The organism is Halomonas sp. V046 (genome assembly GCF_052645355.1).
This window is the reverse complement of record NZ_JBQXYF010000020.1, coordinates 20,094-39,276: the sequence shown is the minus strand read 5'-3', so window position 1 is coordinate 39,276 and position 19,183 is coordinate 20,094. Positions and strand designations below refer to the sequence as shown.

The following is a 19,183-nucleotide window of genomic DNA, read 5'->3' as shown; positions in this document are numbered from 1 at the left end:
TGCACCGCGCATTCCTGACTAGAACCCTCCTTTCTGGGCGGCGCTTTCTTGATCGAACTTTGCCTGCCTGAACAAGCCCTGAGTGCTTGAGCGAGACATGCCTGTTTTAGCAAAACCTGCCTGGGCGGTGCTTGCCCTGGCGGTGCTTGCCCTGGCGGTGCTGTCCCAGCCGTGCCAAGCGCAGCCGACGGGTAGCGGCCCGCCACCGATCAGTTCTGTCCGGTCCTGTCCTATCCACAACAAGCCCAGCCCCGACCAGATAAGCCAAGAACTACCCCGTCTGGGCTGACTCCAGCACCCAGTTGAGTATGGAGCCGCCCCCGTTTCCGGCCTAGCATAAGGCATGCGGCTAGCATCAACCCCACTCGCGTTTAAGGGTCCTGCTGCTGCCGCCATCCCCACGCCTGACGAGTGCCGGAGCGCTGCCACTCGTGGGTGGTTGCCGTTGGCCTTGGCCGTGCCCCTGGCAGCGAGGCGCCATCACCTACCCAAGGCGACGCCAGCACGCCTCGCGAGTCGGTCACCACGACCGCCAGACGGCGGGCTCTACGCCGTCTCGACCACCGGTGGCCGACCGTGGTGACGCCGCGTTTGCGCCAGCGTTGTCGATAGCTAGTACCTTCCGCGTGAAAAAATCGGCACACCGTCTACGCTTTTAATACTATGCAATATCGAGTACTTACCGTGGGTACCTGGAGTTTTTTCCCCGAGCACACAACCACAACGGATTCGCCATGAAAGGAACTCAGCCCCGCCCCCAGCTGCTGGCGCTCGAACCGCGCCTGCTTTTCGATGGCGCCGCCGCCACTGCGGTGGACCAGCAATCCGATGATGGCGGCCAGGACGGGGGGGCACCTACGACCGACCAGGACGCACCGCACCAGGGGGCAACGCCCGGCGAGCGCGAGGGCGGCGAAGCGGACCAGCAGGCCAAACGCCACCTGGTCGTCATCGACGCGCGACTCGACCCCGAGCAGCGCAACGCCATCGTCGCGGGCCTGGCAGTCGACGCCGAGCTGATCGAGGTCGGAAGCACCGACAACGGCATCGAGGCCATCACCGCCGCCCTTGCCGGCATGGACGGCGTCGAGAGCATCGAGATCTTCAGTCACGGCGCCGGCGGCCAGTTTCAACTCGGCGACCAGCGCGTGGCCGCCGACACCCTTGCTAGCCTCGATGGGCAACTGGGCCAGTGGCGTGATGCGCTTGCCGCCGATGCCGACCTGCTGCTGTACGGCTGCCGCATCGGCGCCGGCGATGCCGGCCAAGGCCTGGTCGATGCCCTGGCCGCGGCCACCGGTGCCGACGTCGGCGCGTCCAACGACGACACCGGCGCTGTGGCACTCGGCGGTGACTGGGAGCTGGAAACGTTCCACGGCGATTTGGATCGGCAAGGCGCCCTCGACGCCGTGGCGCTGAGTGCCGTGAGCGGTGTGCTCGCCGACGCCGACGCCGAGGTATCACTCGCATCGCCCGGCGACAGCGTACCCTTGGGTGAATCCTTCAGCTTCACCGTGTCGCTGGATAACGCCTCGTCCCAGACCGGCTATGCCCCCTTCATCAACCTATACGTGCCGACCACCGGCAAGGACGGCGACGACGGCATCACGGTCGACTCGGCGACCTATCTGGGGGAGTCGCTTGAGACCATCCTTGTCACCTTTGATCCTGGCGGCGAAGCCGTGCACCCGGTCGCCAAGGACGCCAACGGCAATGCCTTGGTCCTTGTGGCCTCGGACTACGGCCTGCGGGCCGGAGACTCCCTGGTCGTGGTACTGCTGCCCTTCGCCAGCCTCACCAGCGACCAGCCGACCCTGGATGTCGTCGTCAATGCCCGCCTGTCGAGCTTCGCCGACACCGCCCAGACCAGCTCATCGCCGGAACTGGTGATCAAGGCCCAGGGCGGCTTCGAGTTCGGCAACGACGCACTCGACAATCCCCAGGACGACCCGAGCCTGCTCGGCGCCAGCCTGGTCAACTACACCGTCATGCCGACGGTGATCAAGGTCGAGCAGAGCCTGGACATGGCCGAAGGCGAGACCGCCAGCGGCCAGAACTATGGCCATACGCTGACGACCACCGTCAGCCCAGCCGGCGCCGGTACGGACGTCCAGGCGCTGACCAATGTGGTAATCACCCAGCCTATTCCCGACAACGTCCAGGTCACCGCCATCGACCCCGGCGCCGGCGGCGAACTAACCTCGATCACCCTGGCCAGCGGCGCCACCGTCACCCAGCCCGGCCTGATCCAGCTACTGATCAATCGTGACGACATCTTCATCACCGAGTACAGCGTCGAGTACGCCTCACTCAGCGGCCCGGCCTCCAGCACGGTGAGCTTCTACGTACCCGAGACCGATGCCTCGGGCGACGCCATCCTCGACCCGGACACTGGCAACGATAAAGAGATCACCTTCGACCCACCCACCGGCAGCGGCGACTGGGTGCCACTGGACCCCCGAGATCGCGACCCGGATAGCGCCGACGGGACCGTGAACTTCAGCGGCAGCGGCGACGCCCTCAGTTTTATCGCCAAGTCCATCACCCTGCAGAAGACCGCCACCATCAGCGTCGATGCCGGCACGAGCGGGGTAACCCCGGGGGACACGCTGAGCTATGAGCTCGAGATCGCCCTGTCGGACTACTTTGCCTTCGGCAAGGACCGCCAGCTCGAGGGCCAGTTCCTGGTCACCGACACCTTGGGCAATGGCCAGACCCTCGATGGCACACCGACCCTGACTGTCTACAACGGCGCCACGGCGACGATCATCCCCCTGGTGTCCACCACCACGACCAACGCCGATGGCACCACCACCACGGTCTTCGATATCGCCCAATCGCTGGAGGATTTCTACGGCGACGAGAACTGGCTGGCCGGAGACGCCGCCTTCGATGAGACCATCGACGGCGGGGCCACTCGGGCGGTCATCGCTTATACCGCCACGGTAGGTGATGCCTACACCGGCGTTACCGATCACCCCGCGGTCAACGAAGGGGATGCCTTCGGCAATGACGCCCTGGTCGATGCCACCCTGGTCATCGACGAGAACAACCTGACCGGCGAGAGCGAAGCGGACGACTCGAATACCGAATTGACGGTCCCGATCAGCGACGTGGATATCGCTATCGAAGGTGGCGTCACCGAGCTTGCCCCCGGCGATGACGTTACCTTCACCCTGCGCTATGACCTGGTCACCGGCGACCACGAGAACTTCCAGTTAATTGCCTACTTGCCGCTGCCGCTTCTCGACGCCTCGGGCATCGCCTGGAGTGAGGGCAGTGGCAGCGGTACCTGGGCCTTCGCCGCGGACAACACCTGGGCCGGCACCATTACCGGCGTGGAGAGCGGCCCAGGCAACTCCATCGTCTTCACCTTCGACGATTTGACCGCCGATGCGGCGAGCAGCATCGCGGTGAGCTTCACCATGACGGTGGGCGATCAGCCCTTCGCCGACGGCCGCTCGCTGAACGTGCTGGCCGAGTCCCATCAGACCACCACCCTGGACAAGACCGAGCTGATTTCCCAGGACGTGGTCAAGGTGCAGTCGGTGGCAGAGCCGGTGGTGTCGATCACCCACGGGGTGGTGGCCTCGACCGGCGGCACCGTCACCGGCACCACGGGCACCTGGAGCCCCCCCGGCACCTCGGGCGCGCCCTTCGACGGCAGCGTCACCGATCCTGCGGCGGTGGACGGTGACGTCACCGACATCGACGCCGGCGACACCCTGCGCCTGGCCACCCTGCTCGAGAACACCGGCGGCGGCGGTGCCTTCGACGTGACGACCTCCATCGAACTGCCCACCGACCTGACGTTTATCGGCGGCAACCTTGCCAGCGCCAACCTGACCCTGACCCTGGGCGATGGCAGCGTCCTTGTCGAGGACACCGACTACAGCGTCAGCGGCACCACCATCACCCTGCTGGACGCGGGCGGCCTGGCCACACTGCTGGCCGGCCGCGACGGTAGCGCCAGCGACGCCGCCGGCAGCAATATCCTCGTCATCACCTACGACGTCATTGTCGCCTCCGCGGTGGCCGCCAGCCGCACCCTGGGCACCACCGCTACGCTCGAGAACTACGCCAGCATCAACGGCGGTGCCGACTTCACCCCGACGGATCAAGGTGACGACGCCACCCAGCAGGTGGCGGCACCGACCATCACCAAGACCTTCGCCAACGGCAGCCTCAGCGACGACGACTCGAGCGAGCTCCACACCGACGGCGCTAACCTCGTGGTCGGCGAATCGATGCTCTATGACATCGTGGTCACCCTGCCCGAAGGCAGCACCCAGAGCCTGACGGTCGACGACTTGATTCCCCCGGGCATGGCCCTGGATACGAGCTTCAACAGCGACATCGGCTATGAGTTGATCACGCTGACCAGCGGCAGCGGCGCCCTGAGTGCGAACTTTGCCGGGAGCCTTACCTTCGGCTCACTCACCGGCGTCGGCGGGACCCTCGGCGACGATGGCGCCGATGGCCGCTTCACCTTCACCGCCTCAAGCGCCGCAGCCGACAACGCGGAGGGCAACAACAGCTTCGTCATTCGTCTACGCCTGATCGCCACCGACACCCTGGCCAACCAGCAGGGGGTCACCCACGACAACAGCGCCGCGCTCGGCTATTCCGACATCGACGGCGACGAGGTCAATGGCACCACCGCGGTGGATCGCAGCGTCGCCCTCGATGGCGCCGCCCCACGCACCACCCTGGTCGAGCCCACCGTCACCATCGAGCAGACGTTGACGACGCCCTCGGACCCCGGCCTGGGCGTCGATGAAGGCGATGCGATCGAGTACCAACTGTCGCTCGACAATGCCGCAGGCGGCATCGACGCCTTCGATCTGAGCTTCGATAGCGCCATCTCCGCCCAATTGGACGCCCCCTTCCTCGTCTCGGTGGCCATCGACGGCACGACCTACAACGCCAGCGATGCAAACAACCCCTTCGAGATCGTCGGCAACGCCACCGACGGCTATCGCCTGGTAAGCAAGGACGACGCCAATATCGATCTCGCCGCCGGAGACCAGATCGTCATCATCGTCTCGGCCACGGTGGGCGCCACCGCCGCCGACCAGGCCAACCTCGCCACCGAGGCCAGCGTCCAGTGGACCAGCCTAAACGAGACCTCCGAGAGTCCAGGCGTGGAGCGCACCGGCGTCGACGGGGAGCTCGGTAGCGGCGTGCTCAACGACTACCAGAGCACCGATACCTTGTTGATTCCCGTGGCCCAGACGCTGCAGGTCTCGCGGCTGGGGGGCCTTGCCGATACCGCCGCGGCGAACCCGACCAGCGGTGCATCGGAAAACGTGGCCATCGGCGAGATCATTCGCTACCGCGTGGTGGCGCTGATTCCTGAAGGCACGAATAGCGGCTACACCCTGACCATTCAGGTCGACGAGGGCCTGACCATCCCGCCGGAGGTCGCCAACAACATTCTCATAGCCTTTATCGCCAACGGTGGCGGCCTGACCAGCGATGAGACCACCGGGGCCGATATCGTCACCGGCAACGGTCAGTCCGCCGAAGCCGGCGATATCGGCGCTAGTACGGCCGGCAGCCCAACCGGGGTCCTCGCCACCTCGCGCTACACCATCTCTGCCGATGGCCGCACCCTGACCATCGACCTTGGCGATCTCACCAACGCCGACACCGACGATGACCGCGAGGGCATTTCACTGGAGTTCAACGTTCGCGTCGACAATAGCGCAGGCGATCCGGCGGGCAACCAGGCGGGCAAAGAACTTGGAATGACCGTGACCGAGACCCGCGGCGGGCAGAGCTTTACCAGCGAGCGCGTTATCGAGCGCATCGTCGAACCTTCCTTTACCGGACTTGATAAAACGGTGACCGATGTCGATCCAGCGCCAGGCAACGCCAACGGTAGCGCTACGGTGGAGGTCGGCTTTACCCACAACGGAGGCATGCCAGCCTATGAGGTCGAGCTGACCGATAGTTTCCCCGACGGGAGCGGCTATGCGCTGATCGGCGTCACCATCGATGGCACCACGTACAACGCCGGTAGCCTGCCGCCCGGGGTGGTCGATGCCTCGGACGCCAACAACATCCGCGTCACCTTCGAGACGCTCGCTCCCGGCGCCAAGATCAGCCTGAGCTACAGCGTCGAGGTGCCCAACGATGCCCCCATCGCAGCGGCGAATGCGCTGGCCACCCTGACCTGGTCGAGCCTGCCCGACGACGGCACTTTCGATACGTACCGTGGCACCGACGTTGGCGCCGACGGCGCCACCGACGGCGAGCGCATTGGCACCGCGGATGGCAGCGATGCCAACGACTATATCCTGACCGCGGGGGCGGGGCTCGGCATCGTCGAAGGTACCCTGTGGAACGATACCGCCGATGCCAATGGCGTCCAGGACGCCGGCGAAGCCGGCTTTGCCAATCGCACCGTCACCCTGACCTGGGCCGGCGCCGACGGGATCTTCGGCAACAGCGATGACAAGACATTCGATCCCACCACCACCAATGCCCAGGGCCAGTATCGTTTCGGTGTGCTGCCGACGGGCCTATATCGCATCGACGCGGCGGAAACCTTCAGCGCCACCACCGCCGGCGATGTGCGTGCCCGCTACGACAGCGATGGCGACACCTACGGCGACGGTTCGCTGTCCACGATCGACATCGACCTAGCCGATAGCGCCACCAGCACCGCCAGCATCGGCTACGTCGAGCTCAACGACACCCCGGTCAACGACTTGCCGGCGAGTGCGACCGGCGAGGAAGACGAGTCCTTTGCCATATCGGGGCTGTCGATCTCCGACCCCGATGCGCTAACGCCCGGCACCAGCGGCGCCAATTCCCTGGAGGTTATCTTGGAGGTCACCCGGGGCATGCTCAGCATCGCCAGTGCCGGCGACGCCACGATCACCGGCAACGACAGCGCGACGGTCACCCTCGCGGGCAGCGTGGCCGATATTAATGCCGCGTTAGCCACCCTGCGCTACCAGGGCAATGCCAACCTCAATGGCAGCGACACCCTGACGATGACCACCAACGACGCGGGCAACTTCGGTGACAACCCGGACCTGGCCCTCGGCGACGGCATTCCCGGTCAGGCGGACCAGGACGCCCTGTCGGACGTCGACACCCTGACCCTAACCATCGAGCCGGTCAACGATGCCCCCATCGCCAACCCCGACACCGCCATCGCGATAGAAGCCGGCGGGAGCGACAATAACCAGGTCGGCCGCGATCCCAATGGTTTCGTGCTCGCCAACGACATCGATGTGGATCTCGCCAATGAGGGCGACACCCTGACCGTCATCAGCGCGGGCATCGCCGGCGGCACCCAACAGAGCGTCCCCGCCGCCGATGACGGAACCGGCGATCTGTCCATCGACGGCAACTACGGCACACTGGTGATTCGCGCCGACGGCTTCGCCCGCTACGTGGTAGACAACGACAACACCGAGGTCCAGGCCCTGAGGCTGTCGAGCCAGACCCTCACGGAAACGTTCGACTACACCCTTGCTGACGCCGAAGGCCTGTCCACCGGCTCCACCATCACCATCACCATCGAAGGCGCCAACGATACCCCGGTCGGCGTCGACGACAGCGCCACGGCGGTGGAGGCCGGCGGGGTTGCCAATGCCACCGGCGGCCAGGATGCCACCGGCAACGTGCTCGACAACGACACCGACGTGGACAGCGTCGCCAACGGCGAAACCAAGGCGGTCAGCGGTGCTCGCAGTGGCGACAAGGACGAACTCGGCGACTATACCGATGTCGCGACAGAAACCGACATCGTCGGCACCTACGGCACCCTGACCATCAATGCCGATGGCAGCTATCGCTACGTGGTGGATAACGACAATGTCGAGGTCCAGCGGCTCTCCGGCCCCAGCGATACCCTGGAAGAGACCTTCAGCTACCGCGTCACCGACGCGGGTGATCTCGACGGCGTGGCCAATCTCGTCATCACCATTGCAGGCAACCAGGACAACCCGGTCGCCACCGACAACAGCACCAGCGCCCAGGCGCCCTCCACCGACGGCGCCACGCCAGCGGTGGACGGCAGCGGCAATCTGATCGGCGATGATGACGGCGATGGCGTCGACGCCGACGTCGACAGCGTCGATCGGCCTGCGAGTGAATTGAGCATCACCGGTATCCGAACCGGCAACGAGAGCGCCGGCGGCACACTGACCAGCCTTGGAAGCGCCGGCGCCGGCGTCAACGGCCAATACGGCCGCCTGACGGTAAGCGCCGATGGCGACTATACCTACGCGGTCGACGGCGACAACGCCGACGTCCAGGCCCTGGCAGCGGGCGCCACCCTGACCGAGACCTTCACCTATCAGGTGACCGACACCGCCGGCAATGTCGACCTGGCCGAGCTCGTCGTCACTGTGGTCGGCGTCAATGATCCACCCAACGGCGTGGACGATTCGGCCACCGCCATCGAGGCGGGCGGGACGGCCAATGCCAGCCCCGGCCTCGATCCCAGCGGCAACGTGCTAAACAACGACAGCGACATCGACGGCCAGACCCTCAGCGTGACGGCGCTGCGCTACGGTGCCACCAACGGGACCTTGGGCCACGGGCTCACCGCCGCCTATGGCACCCTGACGCTTGACGCCGATGGCCGCTATACCTATGTCGTCGACAACGACAACGCGGATGTCCAGGCCCTGCGCACGACAGGCGATACGCTCGATGAGTTCTTCACCTATACCCTCACCGACCCGCTCGGTGCAAGCGCCGAAGCGACGCTGACCATCACCATCGAAGGCCGCAACGACACCCCCATCGCCATCAACGATACCAGCGATGCCACCGAAGCCGGTGGCACCGACAACGCAACCCCTGGGATCGACCCTAGCGGCAACGTGCTAACCAATGACACCGATGTCGACGCCGGTGATGCCCACTCCGTCTCGGGTATCCGCGTAGGTTCCGAGGCTGCAGGGGGCGCCTTCACCACAGTGTCCGGGAGTCAGGCGCTAACCGGCCAATTCGGCACGCTCACCATCGCCGCCGACGGCAGCTATAGCTACGTCGTCGACAACACTAACGCCAGGGTGCAGGCATTAAACCCGGGCCAGTCCCTGAGCGACGTCTTCACATATCGAATGGCTGACAGCACCGGTGCCCGCGACATTGCCGAGCTCAACGTTACCGTCCGCGGCGCCTGGGACGCCCCGCTTACCACCAATGACCTGGCCCTGGCGGTCGCCGACACCCCGGTCAACCCGACGCCGGGGGTGGACCCCAGCGGCAATCTACTCGACAACGACAGCGACGTAGACAACAGCGACCAGCTAACGGTCGCCGGCGTCAGGACCGGCCTCGAGGCCGCCGGCCCTGTCGCCGACAGCATGACCGGGGACGGCATCAGTCTCGATGGCCTCTACGGCACCCTCACCGTCATGCCAGATGGCAGCTACACCTATGTGGTCGACGACGCAGCCGTCGCCGCACTCGGCCCGATCTCCTTCGTCACCGACGTCTTTACCTACAGCGCCAGGGATCTCGGTGGCCTGACCGATAACGCCGAACTCAAGGTCTACGTTCGCGGTCGCAACGATGCCCCGATAGCCGGCGCCGATGCCGGCGACGCCATCGAGGCCGGCGGCACCAACAACGCTACCCCGGGCTCGCCGGCCAGCGGCAATGTCCTGGCCAACGACACCGATCCGGATGCCGGCATCAACCCCGGCGGGCTGCTCGACCCGAACCTCGCTGTCATCGAGGTTCGTACCGGTGGCATGGGCGGTTCCGGCGACAGCAGCCCCCTCGGTAACCCGCTGATCGGACAATACGGCGCTCTGACGCTCAACGCCGACGGCAGTTACACCTACGTCGTTGACGATAGTCTTGCGTCGGTCCAGGCGCTGCGCCGGAGTGGCCAGACCATGAGCGAGACCTTCACTTACACCATTGACGACCGCTGGAGCGCCACCGCCAGCGCTGAGCTGACCATCACCATAGACGGGCGCAATGACACCCCCGTGGCCCGCGATGACAGCAGCGTCGCCGTCGAGGCCGGCGGGGTCGACAACGCCACCCCCGGCGTCGATCCCGATGGCAACGTGCTGACCAACGACAGCGACGTGGACAGCGTCGCCAACGGCGAAACCAACACCGTGGTCAGCGTCTCCCAGGGGGCCAGTTCGGCCGTCGCCGGGCAAGCGCTCAAGGGTCGCTACGGCACCCTGACCCTGCTCGCCAACGGCGACTATCGCTACGATGTCGACAACGACGACCCCACCGTGCAGGCCCTGCGCACCTCGGGTCAGACCCTGACCGAGCGCTTTAGCTATGTCATGCGCGACCGCGCCGGCGACACCGCCACGGCGCGCCTGACCATCGTCGTCCAGGGCGCCAATGACACCCCGACGGCCCGTGACGACTCGGGATTAGCCAGTGACCAGACGCCCTCGCCCCAGACCCGGGGCAATGTGTTGCCCAACGACGGCGACGTGGATGGTGGCGACGCCCTGAGCGTCGTCGACACGCGTTTGCAACAGGGTGGGAGCGTCAGCCTGGCGGGCGACGCCCTGAGCGGGCGCTACGGCACCCTGGTGCTGGGCGCCGACGGCAGCTACACCTACGCCATCGACCTTACCAACACCGAGGTGCTGGCGGCGTCGGGCCTCGGCCCGGTTCTGAACGACGTATTCGTCTATCGCATCAGCGACCGCAGCGGCGCCACCACCGAGGCCACGCTGACCATCACCCTCGATATCGCCGCCCCCTACATTCCCATCCGCGACGGCGCAGGCCCGCACGTCGGCGGACTCGTCGGCCCTGACAGTGACGAATTGTCGTTGCCCGATATCGACCCGGTGGTCTACGTAACGCCCCAGGTCGAGAGCACCAGCCGTGTGGCACTTGGCTATCAACGCATCAATGGCACCGCCCCGGGCTGGATGGTCAGCGGGCCGGAGATTCAAAGCCCGTCTCTTGGTGAATGGCTCGGCGAGGTCGACGGTCGGTTCGTGGAACGCGGCGTGGCGCTGAGTCGCGCCTTCGCCGAGCAGGACCAGATCTTGCTGCTCGGCCGCCATGGCCGGACGTCGCTCTCCGCCGACGGACTGCTCTCGGACCCTTCGCTCTTTGCACCGACCCGTGAGGGCCTGACCGGCGGTCAGTTTGCCGATCCTGACTCCACCCCTGACTCCACCCCTGGCGCCGACCCTAGCGCCGACCCTGGGCGCCCCACCGAGGCGAATGACGGTGCGGCCGCGCCAGCACCTGGAGGGGACACGCGACCGCAGTTGCCAGCGGGGGCTGAGTGGATCGGCGAGAGGGTCGGCGAGAGCCAGGCCGTCCACGCCCCGAACACCGCAGCCTATGCCAAGGAGGCCGCACCGGCCGCCCCGAGCTTCCGCCAGCAGCTCAGGGGCGCCGCAGGCAGCCTGCCATTGGCCCTAGAGTTCGACCTAGGCGCCGCCCGACCGCTGGATTCGCGCTCCCCCTTTGCCAAGGATGATCTGTCATGATTTCGCCCTCCCCGACTCATGCCGAAAAAGGACCTCGCATGTCGCGATATCGTCTGTCTGCACTGGCCGGCGCCATCGCCGCCGGCATGACGCTCAGTGCCTGTTCCAGCCTCGAACCACAGCCGTATTCCGAGGCCGAGATCCGCCAGCGGGCGATCAGCGACCAGGCCCAGATGTATCGCTATCAGGAGCCCCTCGGCCAGCCGATCACCTTCTACGACGCCGCCGCCCGGGCGCTGAAGTACAACCTCGACTATCGCCTCAAGCTGATGGAAAGCGCCCTGGCCTCGGACCTGCGCGACGTGTCCCGCCATGAGCTGCTGCCCCAGCTGGTGGCAGAAGCCGGCTACAGCGATCGCAGCAACGATTCCGGCGGCACCTCGATCGGCATCGAGGACGGCCAGGAGAGCCTGCGCGCCTCGACGTCCGAGGAGCGATATCGCAGCACCGCCGGGCTCGGGTTGAGCTGGAGCCTGCTCGATTTCGGCCTGGCCTACTACGAAAATCAACAGAAGGCCGATCAGATGCTGATGGCCGAGGAGCGCCGGCGCAAGGTCGCCCAGAACGTGCTGCGCGACGTGCGCAACGCCTACTGGCGCGCACTCGCCGCCCAGCGCCTGATTCCGCAACTCAATATCCTGCTGGCCCGCACCGAGGTGGCACTGGACGCCGCCCGCCAGGCCCAGCGCCAGGGATTGCTGCCGCGCCAGGAGGTGTTGGCCTATCAACGCGCCCTGCTCGACTCGACCACGCTGCTGACCACCCGCCGCCAGGACCTGGAGCTGGCCAAGACCGAACTCGCGGCGCTGATGTCACTGCCCCCGGGCACCCGCCTGATCCTGGCCGACGAGCCGGAGCCGCGTTTGCCGCCGGACGTCACGGATGTCGAGCGCCTGGAGCAGCTGGCCTTGCTGCACCGCCCCGAGATCCGCGAAGAGTGGTACCGCAAGCGCGTCAACCAGACCGACCTGGAGGCGGCCAAGCTGCGCCTGTGGCCGAACGTCACGGTCAGCGCCGGTCTCGAGTATGACTCCAACGATTACCTGTACAACAACGACTGGACCCAGTCGGGGGTCAACGTGTCGTTGAACCTGTTGCGCCTGCTGCAGTACCCGGACCTGAACCAGGCCCAGGACACCCAGGGCGATGCCGATGACCTGCGGCGCACCGCGCTATCGATGGCGGTGTTGACCCAGGTCCGCGTCGGTGCCCTGCGCTACCACCTGGCCCGGGAGGAGCTTCAGTATTCCGATGAGAGCCTGACGGTCGACGAGGACCTGCTCGCCTATGCCAAGGCCGCCAGCCGCTCGTCCATCGGCTCGGAGCTCGAAGTGATCCGCGCCGAGAGCCGTTACCTGCTGTCCCAGTACCAACGCGAGGCCGCCTACTCCCGCGCCCAGGCGGCCTGGGGTCGGTTGTTCAACTCGGTGGGGCTCGACGTGTTGCCGGAGGTCATCGCCGAACATGACCTGGCGACCCTGTCCGGCGAGATCGAGCGCATCATGACCACCCACGAGTCCCAGGGCATTATCGCGCCAAGCATCGATCCACCGCCGCCGTCCGAGCCCTCGCAGACACCGACGCTGACGCCGACCCAGGCGCCGCCAGCCAGTCAGACGCCGCCAGCCAGTCAGGCGCCGCCAGCCAGTCAGACGCCGCCAGCCAGTCAGGCGCCGCCAGCCAGTCAGACGCCGCCCGTCACCAGCGCAGCAGTCTCGGGCCCGGGAGGCGGCAATGCGCGGGTCCTGTAAGCGAGCGGATGCCCATCCCTGCCCCCCCCGTGCGGCTCGTGCAGACGACAGGCCGTTGGCGCGCCCCTCCGGTGACCGCCACGGGCAGGCGCGACGGACACCCTTGGTGGCGACGGCGCTGACGTTGCTCTTGGTGGCATCCAGCCACGCGCCGGCATCAAACGCCCAGTCGGCCACGGCGACCAACGGTGCGGATGCCTTGCCCGGCCTGCAGAGCGCAGCGACAACGTCGCCCGGCCTCGCGACCACGCCGCCCGGCCCCGCGGCGGCCTCAGACGCCACGCGCTTTCGCGTGCTGCTCGCCCCGAGCCAGGACACGACCCTGTCGAGCCGCATGGAGGGCACGCTGGAAGAGCTCCCCGTCAGCCTTGGCGATAGCGTCGCCGAAGGGGATCTGCTGGCCCGCCTGGACTGCCGTATCGAGCAGGCCCGGATCAATGTAGCCAACACCGAACTGTCGATGGCTCGGCTCAACAACGAAGCCAAGCAGAACCTGCGGCGCCTGGATGCGGTGGGCGATCTGGAAGTGGCCCTGGCTCGAGCCGAGGTCGAGAAGGCCCAGAGTGCGTTGAACCTCGCGGCGGCACAGCGTGATCGCTGCGCTGTCAGCGCGCCCTTTGCCGGACGCATCGCCCGGGTCCACGTCAAGCCCTTCCAGACCCTGGCCGCCGGGACACCGCTGGTCGATCTGGTCGGCGATGGCGTGCTCAAGGTGCGCCTCAACGCGCCCTCTCGACTGCTGCCCAGCCTCGCCGTCGGCCAGGCGCTGGAGGTCAGCGTCAACGAAACCGGCCAGCGCTACGCCGCCACCCTGAGCGCCATCAATGCCCGGGTCGATGCGGTGGCGCAGACCGTCGAACTCGAAGCCCGGCTAGAGGCCGCCCATGACGAGCTCAGCCCCGGCATGACCGGCACTGCCATCCTGATCCCGGCATCGGGCGCGGCAACAGGGTCGGCAACAGGGTCGGAAACAGGGGCAGTGACAGACACCGAGACAGAGGCCGCAGAGGCGTCGCCGTGACGCCATCGACCCAAGGTCTGCCGCCCGTGGTCATGAGGATGCAATGAGCGCCAGTGAACACCCCAATCCGGCATCGCTGACGGCGCTTGTCACGGCGCTGCGTGATCGAGCGCTCGGCGCCCAGACGCCCACGGCGCTCGCCTTCTCCATCGCCAACGACCCCTACGCCTTGCTGCGGTTCCGCCAGGCCCTCGTGCTGGTGCCCCGGGGCACTCGCATCGACGTCCGCTGCGTCTCGGGGCTGGCCACCCCCAAGGAAGACTCGCCGTACCTGAACTGGTTGACTCGCGCCGGTCGTTGGCTCGACAACGAGCTTGGCGATGACAGCGCCCGCTACCTGTCCCGCGAGCATCTGGTCGGGCAGCCGCCCTCGAGCCCATCGCCGTCATCGTCATCCCCGTCGCCACCACAGCCCCCGCCGAGTCCCGAACCAACGCCGCCTGGCGGCGCACACAGCATCGACGAGATCGCCGATGGCTGGGCCGAGTGGTGGCCCGATGGCGCCTGGTGTGTGCCGCTGCATGACCGTGAGAACAAGCGCCTGGCGATCGTGGTGTTTCTGCTCGATAGCCCGCCGCCACCGGCACTGCGCGAGCAGATGCCGGGGCTGGCACGGACCTGGTCCTACTGCTGGCAAGCGCTCAGCCCGCGGCGCCAACGTCACCGGCTTCCCGGCCGGAAGCTCGTCTGGATCGCACTGGTCCTCGCGGCCCTGGCGCTATTGATTCCGGTGCGTCAGTCGGCCCTGGCCCCGGCCCAGATCGTCTCCCGGGACGCCATGCTCATCACCAGCCCCTTGGACGGCGTCATCGCCGAGATGCTGGTGCGCCCGCACCAGCCGGTGGCCGCCGGCGCGCCGCTGTTTCGGCTCGACACCACCAGCCTGGAGGGCCGTGCGGCGGTGTTGCGCCAACAGTTGGCGGTGGCCGAGGCGGAGCTCGACGCCGCCGGCAGCCTCGCCTTCGACGACGCCACCAGCCTGACCGAGATGACCCGCCTGCAGGGCCAACGCGACCAGCAGCGCGCAGAGCTAGGCGCCGTCCAGGCCGAACTCGAGCGCACCCTGGTTCGCGCGCCCCGCGACGGCGTCGCGGTCTACCGAGACCCGGACGACTGGCAGGGGCGCCCGGTGGCCACCGGCGAGCGCATTCTGCGCCTGGCCGACCCCAGCCGTCCGGCGATGGAGATCCAGCTGGCGGTGGCCGATGCCATTGCCCTGGACCCCGGCGCCGAGGTCACGCTGTTTCTCAGCGCCTATCCGCTGACGCCCATCGACGGCATCATCGAGCAAACCAGCTACCAGGCTCGCCCGGACGACAACGGCATCGCAGCCTATCGCCTGCTCGCCAGCGTCGATGGCAGCCCCGAGCACGCGCGGCTCGGGTTGCACGGTACCGCCAAGCTCTACGGTGACGAGGTCAGCCTGGGCTATTACCTGCTGCGTCGGCCGCTATCGGCGCTACGCGCCTTTACCGGCTGGTGACGCCCATGGCGACCCACGACCTCACCCTCGAGGCTCACCCGGCCGGCGACGACTCGGCGAACGATCCACGCGCCCACGAGCCGCTGGCGCCCCTGCGCGACGACCTGCGCCTGGAACCGGCCCGCCTGCGTGGCGACGGCGAGCCGGCCTGGACGATCCAGGATCCGGTCACCAATCGCTTCTACCGCATCGGCTGGCTCGAGTTCGAGGCCCTGCTGCGCTGGGGCCAGAGCCCAGGGTCCATCGCCCAGCAGATCGCCGCCCAGACCGCCTTGTCCCCGAGCGTCGATCAGATCCTGGCCCTCGCCGACTTCCTCGAGCGCCACCACCTGATCCGCCCGACGCCCCAGGCCACCGAGCGCCTGGCGGCCCAGCAGGAGAATCGGCGTCCGTGGCAGAGTCCCGGCTGGTGGCTGCACCACTATCTGTTCTTTCGGGTGCCACTGATCCGTCCCCAGCGCCCCCTGGCGGCCATGGCAAGCGCCCTTGGCTGGCTGTTCACGCCCCTGGTCGCCTGGCTGATCGTGGCCCTCGGCCTCACCGGCATCGTGCTCGTGGTCAAGCGCTGGGACCTGTTCACCCATTCCGTGGTAGAAGCCTTTTCGATGTCCGGGATCCTGAGCTTCGCCTGCGCCCTGGTGGTGGCCAAGTCGCTGCACGAGCTCGGCCATGCCCTGGTGGCCACACGGCTCGGCGTCAAGGTGGCCCATATGGGCGTCGCCTTCATCGTGCTGTGGCCGATGCTCTACACCGACACCGGAGAAAGCTGGAAGCTTCGGCACTCACGCCAGCGCCTGGCGATCTCATCCGCGGGTATCCTCACCGAGCTCGCCCTGGCCGGTCTCGCCACCCTGGGCTGGGCGCTGACCTCTCAGGGCCCGCTCAACAGCGCCCTGCTGTACCTCGCGACCACCAGCTGGGTACTGTCGCTGGCGCTCAACGCCAGCCCCTTCATGCGCTTTGACGGCTACTTCATCCTCACCGATCTGCTCGACTTTCCCAACCTGCACGAGCGCGCCGGCGGCCAGGCCCGCATCTGGCTGCGTCGACGCCTGCTCGGCCTCGACGAACCCTGGCCAGAGCCCTTCTCCCGGTCGCGCCGCCGAGCCCTGGTCGCCTTTGCCTTCGCCACCTGGGTCTATCGTCTGGTGCTGTTTCTGGGCATCGCCGTGGCCGTCTATCTACTGTTCTTCAAGGCCCTGGGCATCGTGTTGTTTGCCGTGGAGATCGCCTGGTTCATCGTCCTGCCGGTGGCCAGAGAAGTCTCGCACTGGTGGTCCCGCCGCCGCGCGGTGCCGAGGCGTTTCCGCCTCGCCTGGCTGCTCGTGGGGCTGGTCCTGTTGGCACTGGTGGCACTGCCTTGGCAGACCCGCGTCGGCGGGCCCGGCAGCGTGCACGCCGAGCGCGAGGTGACGCTCTATACGCCCTTCCCGGCGCGCCTCGAACAGCGCCACGCCAACGGCGATGTCGAGGCCGGCGCCGCACTCGCGAGCCTGAGTGACCCGGGCATTCGCCTCGACCTCGACGCTCGCCAGGCGAGCGTCGCCAACATGGACGCCCAGCTCACCGGGCTGCTCGGCAACCCCGACGGGCGCCGCCTCGACAGCGCCACCCGGGCCCGCCTGGGCCTGGGCCGGCGCTCCGTCGAGGCGGCCCAGAGCGAGATCACCCGCCTCACCCTTGCGGCGCCCTTCGCCGGACGCTGGCAGAACATCGACGGCGAACTGGCGGCGGGCCAGTGGGTTGGCCCACAGGAGCCGCTTGGCGTGCTGATCGATCCCGAACACTGGATCGTCGACGGCTACGTCGATCAGGACGAGGTGCATCGACTCAGAGTCGGCAACCGCGTGCGCTTCTTCGTCGAGGGTCGCAGCACGCCCCTGGATGGCGAGTTGATCGACATCGCGCCGACCCGCACCCGGCTGCTGGAGCAGCCGATGCTGGCCGAGCGCCACGGCGGGCCCCTGGTGACCGTGAGTGACAGCGCCGCCTTACGTGGGTCATCGAGCCTGGTACTCGAACGCCCGCTGTTTGCCGTCCGCGCCCGTCTTGACCCGCCCTGGGAGCAAGGCCGCCAGGCTCGCGGCCGGCTGCATGTCGAGGCCGAGCGCCGCAGCCTGGCCGGGCAATTCACCACCTGGGTCGCCGCTATCGCCATCCGCGAAAGCGGCTTTTGAGCGCACTGGCCCGCCCCGCCGTCGGCGAAGGGCCGGCGACGCATCAGGGCGCCCCCCTGCGCCGCGCTGTTGCTCCCGGTCACGCGATGACCTCGGCAAAGGTCGTGACGGGATTGTGGCAATGTTCAACATTCGCTAGCATCAGCGCAGTTTTCCAGTGGAGTCAGCCAGTGCAGTCGCCCCCTCGTGGCACCAGATCGCGCCCCAGCATCAGCGAACACCTCGCCGAAGCCATCTTCTCCGGCCGCTATCATCCCGGCGACTTCGTGCCCAAGGAGGTCGATCTCGCCGAGCAGTTCCAGATCAACCGCTCGGCCGTGCGCAGTGACCTGCGCCAGCTGGTCGACACCGGCATCATCGAGCGCATCTCCGGCCACGGCTCCAAGGTCCGGGCCTTCGAGGAATGGAACATTCTCGATCCTCAGGTCACCGACTGGATGACTCGCTTCGCCGCCCCTAACCCCGAGATCCAGCGCGAGATTCTGGCCTTTCGCCTGGACGTCGAGCCCTACGTGGCGATGACCGCCGCGCGGCGCGCCACCGCCCGTGACCTGGTCGCCATCGAGGAGGCGTTCGACGGCATGGCCCGTGAGATGAACGCCGTCGACGGCTGTGCCAAACGCCTGCACAGCGATTACGACATCGCCTTTCACGTGGCGATCTTCAAGGCCACGCGCAATATCGTCTGGTCCCAGCTCTCGCATATCCTGCGGCCCTCGATCTACCTGCTGATAGAGATGTCCAACGAAAGCGCCACCGACCCGGAGGCGAGCCTGGAGCGCCACCGCGAACTGATGGAGGCGATCCGCGCGCGCCAGCCGCAACAGGCCTTCCGCGCCGCCCAGGCGGTCCTCGCCGGCACCGCCGACGCCCTGGGCCTGCAGCCGGGCGATGCGATTCTCGGCAGCGCTTTCGAGCTACCCCCGACGGCCTGAGGCCGTCGACACCCGCGCGCCTGGGGCCCACCAACCAAAGAAAGCAAAGAAGCAAAGAATGCAACGTCAGCGGGGAACCGACGGTCCCCGCTCGCCTGCTTGGCGTCTCGCTACCGAAGTATGTCGTGGCCAATGTCTGTCATTAGGTAACGCCGCCCGCAAAGCCCGGTTCGCAAGGCCCTGTCCACAAAGCCCTGTCCGCAAAGCCCTGTCCGCAAAGCCCTGTCCGCAAAGCCCTGTCTACAAAGCCCTGTCCGCAAGATTCTGCCCCGACGGAGATGCGGCGCCGTCAGGTACATCACTTGGTCCACGCCCAGGTATTTCTCCACGCAGCGCCCCACGCAAGCCCCC

General features: G+C 67.2%; 6 protein-coding genes. All 6 read left to right on the top strand.

Features of this window, described 5'->3' with window-relative positions:
- Nucleotides 1-734: 734 nt before the first annotated feature.
- The gene (locus tag ACUN9Y_RS20635; RefSeq protein ID WP_445462619.1) at nt 735-11,465 is read left to right on the top strand and encodes a VCBS domain-containing protein; all 10,731 of its coding nucleotides are present in this window, start codon (nt 735-737) and stop codon (nt 11,463-11,465) included.
- Nucleotides 11,466-11,503: 38 nt separating this feature from the next.
- Nucleotides 11,504-13,216 carry a TolC family protein gene (locus ACUN9Y_RS20630; protein WP_445462618.1) on the top strand — a complete coding sequence of 571 codons (1,713 nt, stop codon included), beginning with the start codon at nt 11,504-11,506 and terminating at the stop codon, nt 13,214-13,216.
- Between the two features lie 55 nt (nt 13,217-13,271).
- On the top strand, nt 13,272-14,237 hold the full coding sequence (locus ACUN9Y_RS20625) for an efflux RND transporter periplasmic adaptor subunit (protein ID WP_445462617.1): 966 nt from the start codon (nt 13,272-13,274) through the stop codon (nt 14,235-14,237).
- Between the two features lie 43 nt (nt 14,238-14,280).
- Nucleotides 14,281-15,720 carry an efflux RND transporter periplasmic adaptor subunit gene (locus ACUN9Y_RS20620; protein WP_445462616.1) on the top strand — a complete coding sequence of 480 codons (1,440 nt, stop codon included), beginning with the start codon at nt 14,281-14,283 and terminating at the stop codon, nt 15,718-15,720.
- 5 nt (nt 15,721-15,725) lie between these two features.
- Nucleotides 15,726-17,897 (top strand): HlyD family efflux transporter periplasmic adaptor subunit, encoded by a 2,172-nt coding sequence (locus tag ACUN9Y_RS20615; protein ID WP_445462615.1) that lies wholly within the window; start codon nt 15,726-15,728, stop codon nt 17,895-17,897.
- A gap of 170 nt (nt 17,898-18,067) precedes the next feature.
- Complete coding sequence (locus ACUN9Y_RS20610) at nt 18,068-18,832, top strand: FadR/GntR family transcriptional regulator (RefSeq protein WP_445462614.1); 765 nt, start codon at nt 18,068-18,070, stop codon at nt 18,830-18,832.
- Nucleotides 18,833-19,183: the final 351 nt, after the last annotated feature.